Here is a 17,112-nt window from a genome sequence, read left to right as displayed (position 1 = left end):
CAGTTTGCGCCACTACGAACTAAGATTAAATTGAGTTAAATGCACAATCGGATAATCAATAGCAGTATCGTATATAAATATCACATGCTTCCACACATCTTGCATTGGAATTTTTACGTCTAAAGCCAAGGGGAATTTTTTCGGATTAAATTGCATGTGTTTTAAATCCATGCCCCAAGCAATCAAATCTACATCTAAGGAAATAAAATGGGAAGGACGTACACGACCTGAATCCGCTTCCATTTTTTTCAGCAAATGAAGAATTTCATCAACATGCAAATGAGACTTAAGCAAACAAGCAGCGTTCCAATAGTCTGCCCCAATCGCATCGCGGCATGGAATTAAATAAATTTCAGAGAATTGAACCTGCCCCATTTCAGCAATCTGGGAAAATGCCTGCTTAAAATGTTGTTCAGGATTGCAATTACTCGCCAGAGCTAAGGCGAATATCGTTTCGGTGGCGTTCAAGACGAATTCCTACAGAATTTGCTTGCGCGATAATGGCAGGCTTCCTGATCGTAATCATAATAGATTCGACTGCGGGAAAGGTAGTAAAAAGTGCATTTAGCACCAGTTTTGCTGCGTGTTCGATCAATTCTGGCTGTGCTTTTTGAATCACGGTGGCTGAAATTTCGCAAATTTCCGCATAATTGAGCGTATCTTCCAATTTATCCGAATTTGATGCTTGCTCTAAATTGGTCTGAATAGTCATATCCAGCATTAAAGGTTGAATAATTTGACGTTCCCAATTGAAACAACCAACCACTGTTTCAACTTTCAAACCTTCAATGATAATTGCGTCCACATTTTTACCCTTAACAAATTTTGACTTTTTTAATCCCTCCCAACCTCCCTTTAAAAAAGGGAGGAGCTTTTAAGTCCCTCTTTGAAAAAGGGGGATTTAGGGGGATTTTCTTAAAACAACTTAGTTTTTTAACAACACATTCGGGTCAAGCGTTTGCACCATTTGCAAACGTTGGTCTGCATAAATATCGGTATACGGTGCCAGAATGCGCATAAAGCGATCAAAATACAACATTTGCTTAAATAACAAGGCAAAATCACGTGGGAAGCGAATACCATGACGCTCACCTACACCCACCATATCCATCATAATATCGTTTAAATCGGCAGGATTTGAACTTAATATTTGCTGAGGATCTGCCATTAATACGCCGCTAAATAACCGCTCTAAATCAGCTGCTAAAACTTGAGTATCAATTTTTTTGTCAGTCATGCCCATTTTCAGCATGTTTTCTGCCATCAAGTTGTAATCCGTTCTTTGCAGTGCATCCATAAATGCAATCGATGCCGTCCACACTGTTGGATTTAACTGCCCAACGATACCGAAATCGATAAAACCGACACGACCATCTTCAAGTAACATCAGATTTCCTGCATGTAAATCAGCATGGAAACTATTACACATCATCAGGCTACCAAACCATGTATTCATGGCTGTAATTAAAACCTGAGATGGATCTTTAGAGACTCTTTTGACCACATCAAAATCAGTCAAAGGTACACCATACAAACGCTGCATCGTCAGCACACGGCGCGTTGAATATTGATGATAGACTTTTGGTGCAGTTGCTTTATTGTTTTGAGTGACATTCAAATAATTGACAAAATCATCTAAATTTTGTGCTTCTTCAATAAAATCAACTTCACGCACCATACGGGTTTTAATTTCATCGACAATATCTGCAAGTGATGCAAATTTTACTTTCGGTACAGCTTTTTCTAAGACTTTGGTTGCCCAATGCAAGACATTTAAGTCGGTATAGAGAATAGTTTCTACGCCCGGCTTTTGCACTTTAATCACGACATCTTCACCAGTGACTAATTTAGCTGCGTGAACTTGTGCAATCGATGCTGAAGCTAAAGGTTTTTCTTCAATCGAAGCAAAAATTTCATCTAAATTTCTGCCTGCAAATTCAGAGGCTAAAACACCTTGTACATAACTAAATGGTAATGATGGTGTTTGATCTAAACAACCTTGAAATTCTTCCACATATTCACGTGGGAATAACGATGGTGTACTGGCAATAAACTGCCCAAGTTTAATATAGGTTGAACCTAAAGATTCAAAAGTTTCGCGCATCAATTTTGCGTTACTTGGCTTTTCAGTGGCGTATTTAATGCCTGCTTTGGCTGCAATGACAGCTGTTTCCCCAACTCGGGCAACTGAACGCAGTCCATCTAACCAGATATTGTTTTTCATAATGTCTAAGTAGAATTAAATTGTAGTGAGTGTAGCAAAAAATATTCTTTTGCAGGACTATCTTGCCTGACAAACTGAACAATCTGGATCTTTTTCAAAAGCCAGTAAGCGTTGTTTCATGCTTAAGCCGTCCCAAAGCAACAGTTTTTGCTTCAATGGGGTTTGAGCTAAACCTAAATAAAGCAAGGCATGATGTGCTTGTAAACTTGCCATGACATTCGGTGTTGTTGCAAGTACGCCTGAATCTGCACAACGCAAACTTTCGTTTGCATGTTCTTCTTTTGGAAATAAACATTCATAGCAAGCAGAATCGCCTTCTACCATAAACAATTGACCTTGAAAACCAATGGCTGATGCACTAATTAAAGCGACATTTAATTGTGTACACATTTGATTAACCAGATAGCGAGTAGTGAAATTATCGCAGCCATCCAAAACTAAGTCTTGAGTAGAAATGAGTTGTTCTGCATTGTTTTGATCAAGTTTAGAGGTATAACTTTCTATGCGAATATGTGGATTAATTTGCTTTAAGCGTTTTGCGAGTATTTCCGATTTGTAAAAGCCAATATTTTCTTCTACATAGGCTATTTGACGTTGTAAATTGCTTATTTCAATGGTGTCGGCATCAATCAAGGTGATTTTCCCCACACCTGCGCGTGCTAATAGTTCCGCACTTGTACAGCCTATGCCACCACAACCCACTATAAGGACATTGGCAAGTTTGAGTTTTTCTTGTGCTTCTATATCCCAACCATCAAGAAGAATTTGGCGTGAATAAAGGTGCATTTCATCATCATTTAACTCTAAGTCCATGTCGAGTAGATTAGTCACTAAGTTGTCCCACTTGCATTTGCTGATTTATAACCTGCGTAGATTATAAAGGATATCCTCTTTCTGTTCTGTAGAAGTCTTTGACAAGAACTCATTTTTACCCCAATATTTCAAGCACTCTTTAATAGCCCTATAAAATCAATAAGTTACAATTCTTTAAAAAACTTTGGGTATTTTGCATTTTTTAGCATTAACTCCTTGTTATTTTAAAGCTTTGTCCTTTATATTTACGGTTCACTGCCATATAGGCAGCTTAGAAATCGGAAAGTTGTACTTCCTAACTTATCGACGAGTTCACTGCCATATAGGCAGCTTAGAAAAGTGCAAGTTCTCCATTTAGGCTTAAAGCTTCGTTCACTGCCATATAGGCAGCTTAGAAACTTGGATGCGCTCTACTACGGTAATAACTACAGTTCACTGCCATATAGGCAGCTTAGAAATATATAAGTTTTACCAATAATACAAGAAATGAGTTCACTGCCATATAGGCAGCTTAGAAATTTCGTTGTAGCTTAGATATACATTTCTAGTCGTTCACTGCCATATAGGCAGCTTAGAAATACATTTGTCTCTTGTAAATTTTACAATAACCGTTCACTGCCATATAGGCAGCTTAGAAAATCTGGATTAGGTTTACAAACTTGAGTTGGTGGTTCACTGCCATATAGGCAGCTTAGAAAATCTGCAAATGTCAGATCGTATTGCAAAGATTGTTCACTGCCATATAGGCAGCTTAGAAAATATAAACATTTTTCACAAATGATCATGTTGAGTTCACTGCCATATAGGCAGCTTAGAAAGTTGCAGTTTGAGAATTAGCTTCAAGTTGATTAGTTCACTGCCATATAGGCAGCTTAGAAAATCTACAGTCACACCAAATATTTCATCAGGCTGTTCACTGCCATATAGGCAGCTTAGAAATGACAAACAGTAGGTGCCCATCCGCAAAATACGTTCACTGCCATATAGGCAGCTTAGAAATTGCTAATTCAAGATTGATCATGAGTTGGCTGTTCACTGCCATATAGGCAGCTTAGAAAAATAATGAGGTTTCAATTGATTTCATTGAAGTGTTCACTGCCATATAGGCAGCTTAGAAATATTCGGAATTGTGGCACTGGCGCATAACGTGGTTCACTGCCATATAGGCAGCTTAGAAATTATCGCATAAGGAGATACGGCCCAAAAACATGTTCACTGCCATATAGGCAGCTTAGAAAGTAGTGAACCAATACCTATTGGATCAATGCTCGTTCACTGCCATATAGGCAGCTTAGAAAGCTACAACATCGAAAGATTCCTCCACGGTTAGGTTCACTGCCATATAGGCAGCTTAGAAAAATACCCCATTTAATCGCCCATTGCTCTAGTGGTTCACTGCCATATAGGCAGCTTAGAAATTGCGCGATATCGTCGATAAATACTGTTTCGATGTTCACTGCCATATAGGCAGCTTAGAAATTATACACATCTTTCTGCATGCAAGTATTAAAGTTCACTGCCATATAGGCAGCTTAGAAAGCGAGAAAACATGCGCTCTTTATCGTACTCGAGTTCACTGCCATATAGGCAGCTTAGAAAAAATTCGCAATACCGGAAGCAAGTTTGACGTCGTTCACTGCCATATAGGCAGCTTAGAAATCCTGTTTTAATCACAGTTGCTGTATCGGAGGGTTCACTGCCATATAGGCAGCTTAGAAATTCTTGAAAAAGAAATCGTCGGTGAGTGGCATGTTCACTGCCATATAGGCAGCTTAGAAAATCCGAAGTGCCGCCGTTTGTGGCCTTTTCTTGTTCACTGCCATATAGGCAGCTTAGAAATATTACCATTAACTCCCCTTTTTTTGTAATACGTTCACTGCCATATAGGCAGCTTAGAAATCCAGTAGTTACGGCAGATGTTGTTGGGGGTTGTTCACTGCCATATAGGCAGCTTAGAAAGCCTTGCTGATTATTCTTATACGCCTCACTGTGTTCACTGCCATATAGGCAGCTTAGAAAGATACTTTCAGCGGAATTTCTGACGCGGTCATGTTCACTGCCATATAGGCAGCTTAGAAAGCAACAGGTGATGCAACAAAACCGAATACTGCGTTCACTGCCATATAGGCAGCTTAGAAAGATGATAAATCCAGTCGCAACTTATCAGCAGTGTTCACTGCCATATAGGCAGCTTAGAAAAGCATAAATAGTTGATGAAACAAAAAGTGATGGTTCACTGCCATATAGGCAGCTTAGAAAATACACGGGATCAACAATATATTCATCTATAGGTTCACTGCCATATAGGCAGCTTAGAAAATCACGAATATGCATGGACGGAACAAAGACTAGTTCACTGCCATATAGGCAGCTTAGAAAAACCTGTTCAATGAATTGGGCAGTTTTGGTTTGTTCACTGCCATATAGGCAGCTTAGAAATAGAAGAACAGCAAGACATGTTCGCAGGTGTTGTTCACTGCCATATAGGCAGCTTAGAAAAAACCTCACATATGAGGTTTGGGAATAAAGCAGTTCACTGCCATATAGGCAGCTTAGAAAAAACCTCACATATGAGGTTTGGGAATAAAGCAGTTCACTGCCATATAGGCAGCTTAGAAACAAAATGAAAATGGCTGGACGCACAGCACGTAAGTTCACTGCCATATAGGCAGCTTAGAAAAGACAGTCTCAAAAAATTATCTGAAATTAGATGTTCACTGCCATATAGGCAGCTTAGAAATTTTGATATGTATGTGGTGGATTATGATTATGGTTCACTGCCATATAGGCAGCTTAGAAAACAATTTCCCTTTAAAAAACCGCCCTAAAGAACGGTTTTTAATTTAACAATAATAAAATGCTCTTAAAAAAGGCAAAATCTAATTAACCGACTTTTTGAATCCCTTGTATTTTGGCAATTTCCTGTTGTTTAAGTAAATTTCGCTGAATTTTTCCACTTGAGGTTTTAGGCAAACTTTCTACAAATTCAATCTCTTTTGGATAAGCATGCTTAGATAAACGCGAACGTACATATTCTTGCAATTTATGACTTAACGCATCCGAAGCTGAAAATTGAGGTTTTAAAACCACAAACGCTTTAACGACTTCAGTCCGTTCTGGATCTGGCTTACCAATCACAGCAGATTCAAGCACTTCACTACATTCCAATAATGTACTTTCTACATCAAAAGGACCTACACGATAGCCTGACGTTGTAATGACATCGTCAGCACGACCAATAAAATCAACACCACCTAATTCATTCAATCTAACTGTGTCACCCGTTAAATAATAATGACCCACAAAGGATTTACGGTTATTTCCATCATAGCCTTTAAACCAAACCAATGGTGATTGTGAAAAATCAATTGCTAGTGTGCCTACGCCACCTTTCTCCACTTCTTCATTATTCTGATTTAAAACACAAAAGCGATGTCCTGGATTTGCAAATCCTGCTGACCCAATTTTAATTTCATGTGCTAAGGCATGATGATTGCCAATCACCATCCCTAATTCAGTCTGTCCATATTGATCATAAATATTCACATTTAAGTCATGATTAAACCAATGAATCACTTCAGGCGTTAATGGCTCACCTGCGCTACTCACCACACGCAAATGCGCTTTAATAGATGGATCAAATTTTTCTTTAAAGCCAAAGAACATACGAAATGCTGTAGGTGAACCTGTTAAATTGCTCACTCTGTATTTTTTTATAATCTGTACAGCATGATCTACACTAAAAGCACGTTCATCCATAATAATGCTATGGCCTAAACTTAACGGCCCTGTAATACCGTAATATAGTCCATATGCCCAACCTGGATCGGCTAAATTCCAAAAAGAATCCTCAGGACGCAAATCTACGGCATAAGCCATATAACCTTTAAATGCCAATACGGCCTTTAATGGGACTGGTACAGATTTAGCCAGACCCGTTGTTCCCGAGGTAAACATCATTAAAAAATCATCGGCAAATGTTTGCATGACAGGTTCAAATGCTGAAGATTGCTTAGTAAGTTCTGTCCAAAAATCACCATCTTGCTGACTTAAGGTATCAAGTTGATACACTGTTAAAATATGAGGTACATCAACACTATTAAGTTTTTGACGTTGTTCTTCATTGGTTACAATCAATCGAGTTTTAGCGGTATTAATACGATGTTCTATCGCTTTAGACTCAAATGCAGTAAACAAAGGTTGATATATTGCCCCCATTCGCCAAGTTGCTAAAATGGTAATGAGCAATTCAGGTGTACGTGGTAATAAACCCGCAATACAATCACCTGCTTTTAAGCCCAGCGAAGTAAAATAATGGGCTAATTTCCCTGATGCATCTGCCAGTTGCTCAAATGTCCACTCAGCCGATTCACCATTTTTACCTTCCCAAATTAAGGCGGTTTTATTTGAACCAAGATGGCGCTCACAACATTCAACATAGGCGTTGATTGCTTGAGGTGTACCCACCAATTGCTCGGCAAGAAATTGATCAAAATTAAACTCTTGATATGCTTGTTCTAGCGTCTTCATAGCGACAACCTCTTATCCATTTTTATAACAAAATAATTACTTTGTGCAGTTACTTTGTTTGTCCATTTTCATTGTTGTTTTCATTTTCAAATGCCAAAATAAATTCAGCATTTTAACCATTTTTACTTCACTCATGACTTAGATAAACATGATTGGCGAAATCCTACAATTTCCGAATCCATCAAAAAACATGCAGGATTTGAACACCTACTAAAGTCTTAAATTTGGCCTATTTAGAGCTTAGTCACTTCACGTGCAATCACTAGACGCTGAATGTCCGATGCACCTTCATAAATTTGGCTCACGCGCACATCGCGGTAAATTCGTTCGACTGGAAAATCAGAAACATAGCCATAACCACCATGGATTTGAATCGCATCTGAGCAAACTCTTTCCGCCATTTCAGATGCAAATAATTTCGCCATTGAGGCTTCTTTTAAACACGCGAAGCCTGCATCTTTTAAAGTGGCCGCATGAAAAATCAATTGACGTGCCGCTTCAATTTGGGTTGCCATGTCGGCAAGGCGAAATGCCACTGCCTGATGCTGAACAATTTCCACCCCAAAAGCTGTACGTTGATTGGCATATTCCACTGCCGCATCCAATGCCGCACGTGCCATTCCAACAGATTGAGCTGCAATGCCAATACGACCAGATTCCAAGTTAGATAACGCAATTTTGTAGCCTTCACCTTCCTGACCCAATAAATTTTCGGCAGGAATTCGGCAATGATCAAAAATGATGGTTGCCGTATCTGAACAATGTTGTCCCATTTTTTCTTCAAGACGAGAAACAATATAGCCTTCAGTTTCGGTTGGAACTAAAAAACAGGAAATACCTTTTTTCCCTGCGGCTTTGTCTGTCACCGCAAATACAATTGCAACTTGAGCATGTTTACCTGTGGTAATAAATTGCTTCGTACCATTTAATACCCAAAAGTCGCCATCACGTTCGGCCTTGCATTCAAGTGCACCTGCATCTGATCCAGCCTGAGGCTCTGTTAAACAAAAACAACCCAACCATTCACCTGTTGCTAATTTGGTTAAATATTTTTGTTTCTGATCTTCTGTACCATAACGCTGAGTAATGCCACATGGAAGTGAGTTTTGAACGCTAACAATAGTGGAAATAGCGCCATCACCTGCGGCAATTTCTTCTAGTGCCACAACAAGGGAAATATAGTCTAGTCCCGCACCACCCCATTGTTCAGACACAGTCATGCCTAAAGCACCCAACTCACCCAGTTCTTTTAGCTCTTGTGCGGGAAATTTTGCGGTTTTATCGCGTTCTGCCGCAGTTGGTTTGAGTTTAGCTTGCGAATAATTTCGCAGCATGTCCTGAACCATTTTTTGTTCTTCATTTAAAAGCATTGAATATCCCTTTTATGTTCAGGTCTTTATTTACTTTGCAAAGTCACATAAAAATCTGAATATCTATTTTTTAGCGGCCATTTTTTAAAAATTTGATACGCGAAAAAGTCATTTGCAACTGTCCGAGACAGGACTACATCATTCTGTAATGTTTCTGCGAGTTATTGATCACAAGACGCAATTCAACGAGTTTTGCAAATGACAATGGTTTTCTTGCGTACCTTCGGCACTCATTTTGCCGAAACAAAAGTAACTAAATGAGCTACTGCAAAAGAATTTATAAGGGTAAGACTCCGTAGTGGAAATACCCAAAAATCATTTTGGTTGCATACGAATCGCACCATCTAAGCGAATCACTTCACCATTCAAATAACTATTTTCAAAAATATGACCCACCAAATGTGCAAACTCTTCTGGTTTTGCTAAACGTGGTGGAAATGGCACCATTTGCCCCAAAGCATCCTGCACATTTTGCGGCATTGCTTTCAGCATTGGTGTTTCCATAATCCCCGGTGCAATCGTCATCACACGAATAGCTTCACGTGCAAACTCACGTGCTAAAGGCAAAGTCATGGCAACCACGGCACCCTTAGAAGCAGCATAAGCAGTTTGCCCAATTTGACCATCAAATGCGGCCACTGAAGCCGTATTTACAATCACACCGCGTTCTTCTTCACCGACTTTCAACTCATATTTAGCCATCAAATTTGCAGCGAAACGAATCATATTAAAAGTTCCACTGACATTAATATTCAGTACTTTTTGGAACATAGCAAAATCATGCATGCCATCGCGACCCAGCACTTTGGCTGATGGTGCAATCCCTGCGCAGTTGACCAAACCATTCAATTGCCCATATTGCTGCTCAACATTTTCAAAGAATATTTTTACCGCATGTTCATCGATCACATCCAATTTCACAAAAACAGAGTGCTCGCCTAAACGCTGTTGCATTTCCATACCCAGTTCATCATTCATATCCACCATGATGACTTTAGCTCCCTGCCCGACCAAATGTGTGGCAGTTGCAGCACCTAAACCCGATGCACCGCCCGTGACTACAAATACCTTCCCTTGAATTTTCATTTTATTTTCCTATCAATTCTTTGAATAAACACTCGACTTAAGATGCAGAGTAAATGTAGTCAGGCTTGAGTACAATTTCCAAATATTGCATCATCTATGATGGATTTGGACAATTCAAACTATCGGACAAATGAACTAAACATGGATATCAGCACATGAATGAACAAGATTTAAACTATAGCAAAGGTACAATCTCGATCAATCTTGTGCATGAAGCATTATGTTCTGCGCAGCATCAAGGCTTAAACACACAAAGCATCTTACTCAAATCGGGCATTCCTCTTGAGTTAATGCAGTCCAGTAAAGCCCGTGTTTCAGTTTCTCAATACGCACAACTCTGGATTGAACTTGCGGATGCCATGAACGATGAATTTTTTGGTATGGACAGCCATCCAATGCGTCGTGGAAGTTTTAAACTGTTATCACAATCCGTTATGTATGCTGAAACACTGAAACATGCAGTTCAACATATTTTGCAATTTTTAAATCTGGTCTTAGATGATTTTATCAGTCAATTATTTGTACAAGAAAACTATGCTTACATTGTGATTTATGAACAAAAACAAACTAAAAGAATGTTCAGTTACGCCACTTATTTAATGCTCATTCATGGTTTGATGTGTTGGTTAAGCGGGCAACGGGTTTTACTGAACCAGATTCAACTTAAATGTGATTCACCCTTAGATGATCAAGACTATAAAGTTCGTTTTTGTGAAAATATTCAATACAATAGCAATGAAAATTACATTCAATTTGACGCCAATTATTTAAACATTCAGATCAAGCAAGACCAACAATCGTGGGCTCAATTCATTCAACAAACGCCACAAAACCTCTTGGTTCGCTTTAAAAACCCACATGCAATCAGCTCTCAAATACGTAAACATTTAATGCAAGTTCCACCAGCGCAATGGTTAGAACTCAATGAAATTGCGCATCGTTTAAATATGTCGGATGCAACCATCCAACGACGCTTAAAAAGTGAAGGCGTGAGTTACCAACAGCTCAAAAATGATATCCGACGTGACACAGCCATTGAATTTCTGACTAAAACAGACAAAACCCTACAAGATATTAGTGATGAATTAAGCTTTCATGACCCAAGCGCATTTCATCGCGCCTTTAAAAAATGGACAGGTGTCAGTCCAGGTGCTTATCGTCAAAATAAGGAACAGTAATCTGTTTCTATTGATATGAACCAAAATTAAGGTCTATTGATATTTTTCGTGCAAAAAATAGCGAGTAATAAAATTCAACCGCCAAAGTGACACTATAAAAGTTCTATTGCTCTAGCTGGTAGCTTTATCTAGTTGCCATGATGAAATGTCAACAGCCCCTTAAATTTAAATCATTTTTTTGACCTTCATTCGTCGGAAAGTCATTGTGCTGTCGTACATTGTCACTGACTTGAAAAAATTTCGTGCCATAGTAATCCCGTCATATTGTTTACAAAATATTTAATAAAAACATCATGGAGGGGACTAATGAGCACCCAATTTAATAAAAATCTAATGACAAATATTGCATGGCTATCATTGTTACTATGCAGTCAGCAAGCGATTGCCGACACATACATTTATGTGACTAATACTACTCCTGAAACGGTATCCGTCAATATTAATCATCACGGTACACGCACCTTAGTTCAAGGGAGCGAATGGGCACAAGAAGCCACCCAAATTACCCCTTACGAGACCAAACGTGTCCTGCGTTATAATCGTTATACGGGGGTAAAGTCGGGTCAAACTTACAATTTTGATACCGTGATTACTGGCGGTGGCTCAAGTGTAACGCTGAAACAATCGATGACAGGTACGTGGTCTGGCAGTGATATTAAACATTCGGCTTCTGGCAGTGATTTTTCTGCACCGTGGTTCAACAATCGTAATATTCAGCGCTTCAACACCAACTATGCAGGTAAAGCAGCCCAGACTGCATTTAAAGCTGAACTCACGGGCGGCTATGATGACTTCCACTACACCATTCATCAAAACACGATGCCAGAACCTATTGTAGCCAGTGCCAATGAATTTAAAGTTTTAACCTATAATATTTATGCACTTCCTGTGGTTGCGAGTAAAATTGATGAGCGTTTAGATCAACTGCCACAAAACTTAAAAGGCTACGATGCAATTTTATTTCAAGAAGCTTTTGCTTCTGGGCGTACCGCAATGTTGGCCAAATTAGCACAGGAATATCCTTATCAAACTTATATTCCAGTGGGCTCAGGCTTTAATATTTATGACAGCGGCATACTGGTTGCGAGTCGCTATCCTATCGTGAAGACAGATCACTTAATTTATCCTAACTGTACAGGCACTGACTGTTTTGCAGATAAAGGGGTGGTCTATGCTGAAATTCTGAAAAATGGTAAGGCTTACCATGTGACATCAACGCATACAGCATCGTTCGATACCGCTGCGGCACGTGACTTACGCCAACAACAATTTAAACAAATCCGTGCTTTGGTCGATAAACAAAATATTCCATCATTTGATGCGGTATTGATGGGAGGTGACTTTAACGTCAACAAACTACTGTGGCCACAAGATTATGCCCAGATGTTGAATAACCTGAATGGGACTGCTCCAGTCAGCACAGGATATACAGAATCAACATTTGATCCACGTGTGAATAAACTATCGGGTGCTGGCCTAAGCGGTGGTTCTACAGTGGAATACTTAGACTATGTGGTGTCATCGAATAATCATCGTCAGCCCATGCAAGCACGCAACGATGTACGCATTATTCGCTCAGCTGCCGACCCATTATTTATGACTTGGGATTTATCTGACCACTTCCCTGTCATGGGTCAATTCCAATACAACCCATAAGGAATATCAATGAAGCACTTTGGGCTTATCGCTTTGGTGCTGAGTTTATTGGTGATTGGTGTTGGTATATGGTTGGGCATTGGCCCATCATATGCCACATCGGATCAAACTCAGACTTCATCATCGTCCCTCACAAAAACGGGTCAACCAATGGGTTCGCAAGATAAGTTTGCAGCTGCAAACAATGACGAGTCAAAAATGCAGCAACAGCAGCAACAAGAATCAATCAAACAAATGATTCAATTTTTTCAAAAAAATCCGGGCAATATCACACAATTATTGACCCAGTTACAGCAAAACTGCCCTGATGCAAACTGTCAGGCATTATTAAAACAGGTATTAGCCGAATATCCTGATCAACAATTTGCCCAGACTTTAGAGCAACTAATTGAACGCCTACCGCTCTATGAAAAAGAAATGCAAGCTAAAATAATGTCCACACAAATGACACCACAGCAGCGTTATCAGGAAATTTGGAAATTACGTGAGCAGACTTTAGGTCAAAAAGAAGCACAGCTCGGCTTTGGTGAAGAAAAAGAATTTGCCAGCTATCAGTTTGCCTATGGCGAACTCCTGAATCGAGCACCGCAGATGACGCAACAGCAACGTCTGAGTGAACTTGCACAACTGCAACAACAATATAAAAATTCAAGCAAAAATATTGATGGTCAAAATGGCAGTTATGATAAAGCACTTAAATTGGCTTTAATTGGTATCACCGACCCTGTACAACAACAAAAGATTACCCAACAGTTGCTTAGCAGTTACTTCTCACCTAAAGAAGCCGCACAATTGGCTGCACGTGAACAACAAGTCGCTCAACAACAGCAACAAGTGGCAAGTTATCAATCGGAGCTTGCGACTTTAAACCAAGAAATGAACCAACGAAAACAAAGCTTGCCTGAAAGTACCTGGCAGCAGCAATATCAACTACGGCTGGCAGCAGCAATATCAACTACGGCTGGAACAACTACGACAAAAGCACTTTAATTAGTGGCTTAAGCATTCATCATTTCAACCCAAAAAAAAGCACAGCTAAAGCAAAGTTATGGAAATAATGTTGCTTTAGCTTGTCATCACGCCTTGCAATTTCACGATATTTTCTAGTTTGAATCAGCTATGGCCAAATAAAAACCATGCCGCCAAATTATTAAAATAAGTATATTTATTTCATATCTTTAGAGTTAATTTAAAGGTAGCTTAAAACCAAAATCTAGCTATATTCTCAACTAAGTACTTAATTTTATATAAGCACCAATCCATGTACATACCTCATCTAATTACCCTGATGAAGTATCAACAGACCCTATTATTAAATAATTTCAAGGTTTTCATACGCTTAAAAACTCAATTTTTCATTCATCGGAAGATGTTTGCATAAAGCCCCAAAATAGGTTGTTTTTCACTCAATTTAAAAGCATATTTTATGCTTAACCTGCTGTTCTTCTCCTGTAAAACCACCTTAAATCAAAGGTTCTGTCATGCTTAAAATGATTGATGTTCTCGATCAACGTCTCGTGCAAAACTTCACCCAAGCTTTGCAGTCTCCTACTCCACAATTTGAAGAGCAACTGAATCAAGGCATTCTAAATGCATCAGACCTTGACTTAAATCATGCTGTAACTGCATTTTTTAATGAAGTCGATGCCATTGAAGTAGTACAAGCACTTGATATTAGTGCTGACCATATTCAAGCCTTTCAGTTAGGTGCATCCTTTAAAGATGAACAATATTTAGCTGATCTGAAGAAAATTGTGACGCTTTGCCTTGCACTCGAAACAGATGCTTTAGAGCAAGTTGAAGTATCCGATTGCCTACAAGATTATCCAATGTAATGTTGTAAATGGCTTTAAAAAGCGACTCTTTTGAGTCGCTTTTTTATGGGTAAATCATTATTGAATAAGTTATTTTGATCGAAATTTATAGTAAAGCTCTTTATGCTCTATATTGTACGCTAGGCGATTTATGCTGATCACTTTACTTAAACTAATGCTGATTGCAATAACTTATTCTTTGTCTTACCTGAAGATAATTGCAAACACTTAAAACACACAACGTAATTACAAAAAAATTACATTTAAAAGAAAGTTCGGCTACTCCTTTTTTAATCAAAAATCGAAAATCGATGATTAAACTCTGAATAAATAAGCAAAAAAAAAGCGCATAATGCGCTTTTTTAAATCTCTTTCTTTGTCAGCTATTTTGAACAACCGATTGTTACGCGATTATTACCGCTGTAATCTTTAATGGTTTGAATATCTTTATAACCATATTTCTTAAACAGTTGATAGACCACACCACCTTGATTATAACCATGCTCAAGCGCAATCCAACCGTTAGCAGTCAACCATTTTTTACCATTTTGAATGATAAATTCAATATCAGCTAGACCATTATTCGCTGCGACTAAAGCTCGTTTTGGCTCAGTTGCTAAATCCTTCATGTGCTTATCATTCGGATCAATATAAGGCGGATTCGATACAATTACATCAAAGAATTGATTACGCTCTAAAGCTTTAAACCAACTGCCTAAAGCAAATTTAACTTGAGGTAAATCATGTTTATCTGCATTAAACTGCGCAACGTCTAACGTTGGCTGATAAATATCAGTTGCTGTGATAGCCCAATCTGGACGTTCACTGGCAAGCGATAAAGCAATTGCACCTGTACCTGTGCCTAAATCTACAATTCGAGCATCTTCAGGTAAGTCTAAATGCAAAACTGTTTCCACCAAAACTTCAGTGTCTGGTCTTGGCACCAAAGTATCTTTGGTTACTTTTAAATCTAAAGTCCAAAATGGTTGTGAACCCGTCACATAAGCCAAAGGTTCGCCAGCTTCAATTCGTGCCAATGCCGCAACATAGGCTTGCTCTTGCTCTGCCGTTAATGCTTGGGCTTTTTTCATAACCAAATCAAAAGAATCGATTTTGGTAATGTGTTCAAGCAACCATGCATTTTCTTGGCGTTCGTAACTTTCCGATTCACCACGTAAGGCTAATGCCTGTGCAATATTCATTAACCACCATTCTGCTGTGCAAGCATTGCTAACTGATCTGCTTGATATTCACGATGTAAACTATCCAATAACTCTGTTAAATCACCTTCCATCACCGCATCTAACTTATATAAAGTTAAATTAATACGGTGATCAGTCATGCGACCTTGCGGATAGTTATAAGTACGAATACGTTCTGAGCGGTCGCCTGAACCTACTAAATCACGGCGCATTTCAGACGTTGCCGCATCAGCTGCCGCACGTTTAGCATTTTCTAAACGTGACACCAAAAGTGCCATCGCTTTGGCTTTGTTCTTATGCTGCGAACGCTCATCCTGACATTCTACTACCGTACCCGTTGGTAAGTGAGTAATACGAACAGCAGAGTCGGTTTTGTTAATATGCTGACCACCCGCACCCGAAGCACGGTAAGTATCAATACGTAATTCAGATGAATTGATTTCCACCGAAGTATCGACATCAACTTCAGGTAAAATTGCCACGGTACATGCAGAAGTATGAACACGTCCTTGCGATTCAGTCGCAGGTACACGCTGTACACGATGTGCACCACTTTCAAATTTCAAACGACCGTAAACACCATCGCCATTAATCAGGCAAATGACTTCTTTATAGCCGCCATGCTCACCTTCATTTTCAGACAGTACTTCAAGACGCCAACCTTGAGTTTCAGCGTATTTACTGTACATACGATACAAATCGCCAGAGAAGATCGCTGCTTCATCACCACCGGTTCCAGCACGAATCTCTAAATAAGCAGAATTCGCATCATTTGGATCTTTTGGAATCATTAAGATGTTTAAATCGGCTTCAAGCTGAGCAATAATGGCTTTATTGTCCTTAATCTCTTCTTGCGCCATTTCTTTGAAATCAGGATCAGAGAGCATCGCTTCAGCAGTTTCAATATCTTTTTCTGCTTGGGTATACTTTTTCCAAACTTCGGTGATTTCTGTTAAGTCATTATGCTCACGCGAAAGTTGACGAAAACGCTTGTTGTCAGAAATGACTTCTATATCCGCAAGCAATGCGTTTAATTCTTCATGACGGTCAGAAAGTTGATCTAATCGTAAACGTAACGACTCTTTCATTGTGTAAAATATCTCAAGACAATGGCTATCTCTATGCCTTACATGACATAAATCAGCTCAAAAAAATTGTGCTTAGTGTAACGATTCTAGGGTGTAAATGACATAGATATTGTTGCGACAAATCCTCTTATTAAAAAAGAACATTTTTGAA

Annotated in this window: 13 protein-coding genes and 1 CRISPR repeat array; of the genes, 4 read left to right on the top strand and 9 right to left on the bottom strand. The window is 39.0% G+C overall.

Features of this window, described 5'->3' with window-relative positions:
• Nucleotides 1-12 precede the first annotated feature (12 nt).
• From BLV99_RS06940 to BLV99_RS06910, 7 genes are all read right to left on the bottom strand, one after another.
• Nucleotides 13-468, bottom strand: coding sequence for a 2-amino-4-hydroxy-6-hydroxymethyldihydropteridine diphosphokinase (locus tag BLV99_RS06940; RefSeq protein ID WP_092689070.1), 456 nt, complete (start codon nt 466-468; stop codon nt 13-15).
• Nucleotides 425-805 (bottom strand): dihydroneopterin aldolase, encoded by a 381-nt coding sequence (folB, locus tag BLV99_RS06935; RefSeq protein ID WP_086184424.1) that lies wholly within the window; start codon nt 803-805, stop codon nt 425-427. Before folB ends, BLV99_RS06940 begins: the two co-directional genes overlap by 44 nt.
• A gap of 120 nt (nt 806-925) precedes the next feature.
• Complete coding sequence (locus tag BLV99_RS06930; RefSeq protein WP_086165877.1) at nt 926-2,224, bottom strand: ABC1 kinase family protein; 1,299 nt, start codon at nt 2,222-2,224, stop codon at nt 926-928.
• 57 nt (nt 2,225-2,281) lie between these two features.
• Nucleotides 2,282-3,055, bottom strand: a complete 774-nt coding sequence (locus BLV99_RS06925) for a HesA/MoeB/ThiF family protein (RefSeq protein WP_167356309.1) — start codon at nt 3,053-3,055, stop codon at nt 2,282-2,284.
• A 232-nt stretch (nt 3,056-3,287) separates the two neighbouring features.
• A CRISPR array of direct repeats spans nt 3,288-5,837; the repeat unit is 28 nt; unit sequence GTTCACTGCCATATAGGCAGCTTAGAAA.
• Between the two features lie 83 nt (nt 5,838-5,920).
• A complete protein-coding gene (locus BLV99_RS06920; protein ID WP_092689064.1) occupies nt 5,921-7,567 on the bottom strand; it encodes an AMP-binding protein in 1,647 nt (548 codons plus the stop codon).
• Nucleotides 7,568-7,800: 233 nt separating this feature from the next.
• Nucleotides 7,801-8,937, bottom strand: coding sequence for an acyl-CoA dehydrogenase family protein (locus tag BLV99_RS06915; protein ID WP_092689061.1), 1,137 nt, complete (start codon nt 8,935-8,937; stop codon nt 7,801-7,803).
• A 315-nt stretch (nt 8,938-9,252) separates the two neighbouring features.
• Entirely contained in the window at nt 9,253-10,023 is a 771-nt protein-coding gene (locus tag BLV99_RS06910) for a 3-hydroxyacyl-CoA dehydrogenase (protein ID WP_092689058.1), read from the bottom strand.
• Nucleotides 10,024-10,178: 155 nt separating this feature from the next.
• On the opposite strand from BLV99_RS06910, the gene BLV99_RS06905 reads away from it, so the two are divergent.
• From BLV99_RS06905 to BLV99_RS06890, 4 genes are all read left to right on the top strand, one after another.
• Complete coding sequence (locus BLV99_RS06905; protein ID WP_092689055.1) at nt 10,179-11,201, top strand: AraC family transcriptional regulator; 1,023 nt, start codon at nt 10,179-10,181, stop codon at nt 11,199-11,201.
• Between the two features lie 333 nt (nt 11,202-11,534).
• On the top strand, nt 11,535-12,857 hold the full coding sequence (locus BLV99_RS06900) for a sphingomyelin phosphodiesterase (RefSeq protein ID WP_171259162.1): 1,323 nt from the start codon (nt 11,535-11,537) through the stop codon (nt 12,855-12,857).
• Nucleotides 12,858-12,866: 9 nt separating this feature from the next.
• Nucleotides 12,867-13,847 carry a lipase secretion chaperone gene (locus BLV99_RS06895; protein WP_244516291.1) on the top strand — a complete coding sequence of 327 codons (981 nt, stop codon included), beginning with the start codon at nt 12,867-12,869 and terminating at the stop codon, nt 13,845-13,847.
• Between the two features lie 491 nt (nt 13,848-14,338).
• On the top strand, nt 14,339-14,692 hold the full coding sequence (locus BLV99_RS06890; RefSeq protein ID WP_086184432.1) for a hypothetical protein: 354 nt from the start codon (nt 14,339-14,341) through the stop codon (nt 14,690-14,692).
• A gap of 362 nt (nt 14,693-15,054) precedes the next feature.
• On the opposite strand, the gene prmC is transcribed toward BLV99_RS06890, so the two are convergent.
• Together prmC and prfA are read right to left on the bottom strand one after the other, a co-directional pair.
• Nucleotides 15,055-15,873 carry a peptide chain release factor N(5)-glutamine methyltransferase gene (gene prmC, locus BLV99_RS06885; protein WP_092689049.1) on the bottom strand — a complete coding sequence of 273 codons (819 nt, stop codon included), beginning with the start codon at nt 15,871-15,873 and terminating at the stop codon, nt 15,055-15,057.
• Entirely contained in the window at nt 15,873-16,961 is a 1,089-nt protein-coding gene (prfA, locus tag BLV99_RS06880; RefSeq protein ID WP_074947502.1) for a peptide chain release factor 1, read from the bottom strand. Before prfA ends, prmC begins: the two co-directional genes overlap by 1 nt.
• Between the last annotated feature and the right edge of the window lie 151 nt (nt 16,962-17,112).

The organism is Acinetobacter kyonggiensis, from assembly GCF_900107285.1.
In the GTDB taxonomy this organism is placed as follows: domain Bacteria; phylum Pseudomonadota; class Gammaproteobacteria; order Pseudomonadales; family Moraxellaceae; genus Acinetobacter; species Acinetobacter kyonggiensis.
The sequence above is the reverse complement of the archived record's forward strand: the minus strand, read 5'-3'. Positions and strand labels throughout refer to the sequence as shown.

Coding starts and splice junctions, on each gene's coding strand:
- BLV99_RS06900 (WP_171259162.1), top strand. CDS start 11,535: ATGACAAATATTGCATGGCTATCATTGTTACTATGCAGTCAGCAAGCG.
- prfA (WP_074947502.1), bottom strand. CDS start 16,961: ATGAAAGAGTCGTTACGTTTACGATTAGATCAACTTTCTGACCGTCAT.
- prmC (WP_092689049.1), bottom strand. CDS start 15,873: ATGAATATTGCACAGGCATTAGCCTTACGTGGTGAATCGGAAAGTTAC.
- BLV99_RS06905 (WP_092689055.1), top strand. CDS start 10,179: ATGAATGAACAAGATTTAAACTATAGCAAAGGTACAATCTCGATCAAT.
- BLV99_RS06920 (WP_092689064.1), bottom strand. CDS start 7,567: ATGAAGACGCTAGAACAAGCATATCAAGAGTTTAATTTTGATCAATTT.
- BLV99_RS06910 (WP_092689058.1), bottom strand. CDS start 10,023: ATGAAAATTCAAGGGAAGGTATTTGTAGTCACGGGCGGTGCATCGGGT.
- BLV99_RS06915 (WP_092689061.1), bottom strand. CDS start 8,937: ATGCTTTTAAATGAAGAACAAAAAATGGTTCAGGACATGCTGCGAAAT.
- BLV99_RS06890 (WP_086184432.1), top strand. CDS start 14,339: ATGCTTAAAATGATTGATGTTCTCGATCAACGTCTCGTGCAAAACTTC.
- BLV99_RS06930 (WP_086165877.1), bottom strand. CDS start 2,224: ATGAAAAACAATATCTGGTTAGATGGACTGCGTTCAGTTGCCCGAGTT.
- BLV99_RS06895 (WP_244516291.1), top strand. CDS start 12,867: ATGAAGCACTTTGGGCTTATCGCTTTGGTGCTGAGTTTATTGGTGATT.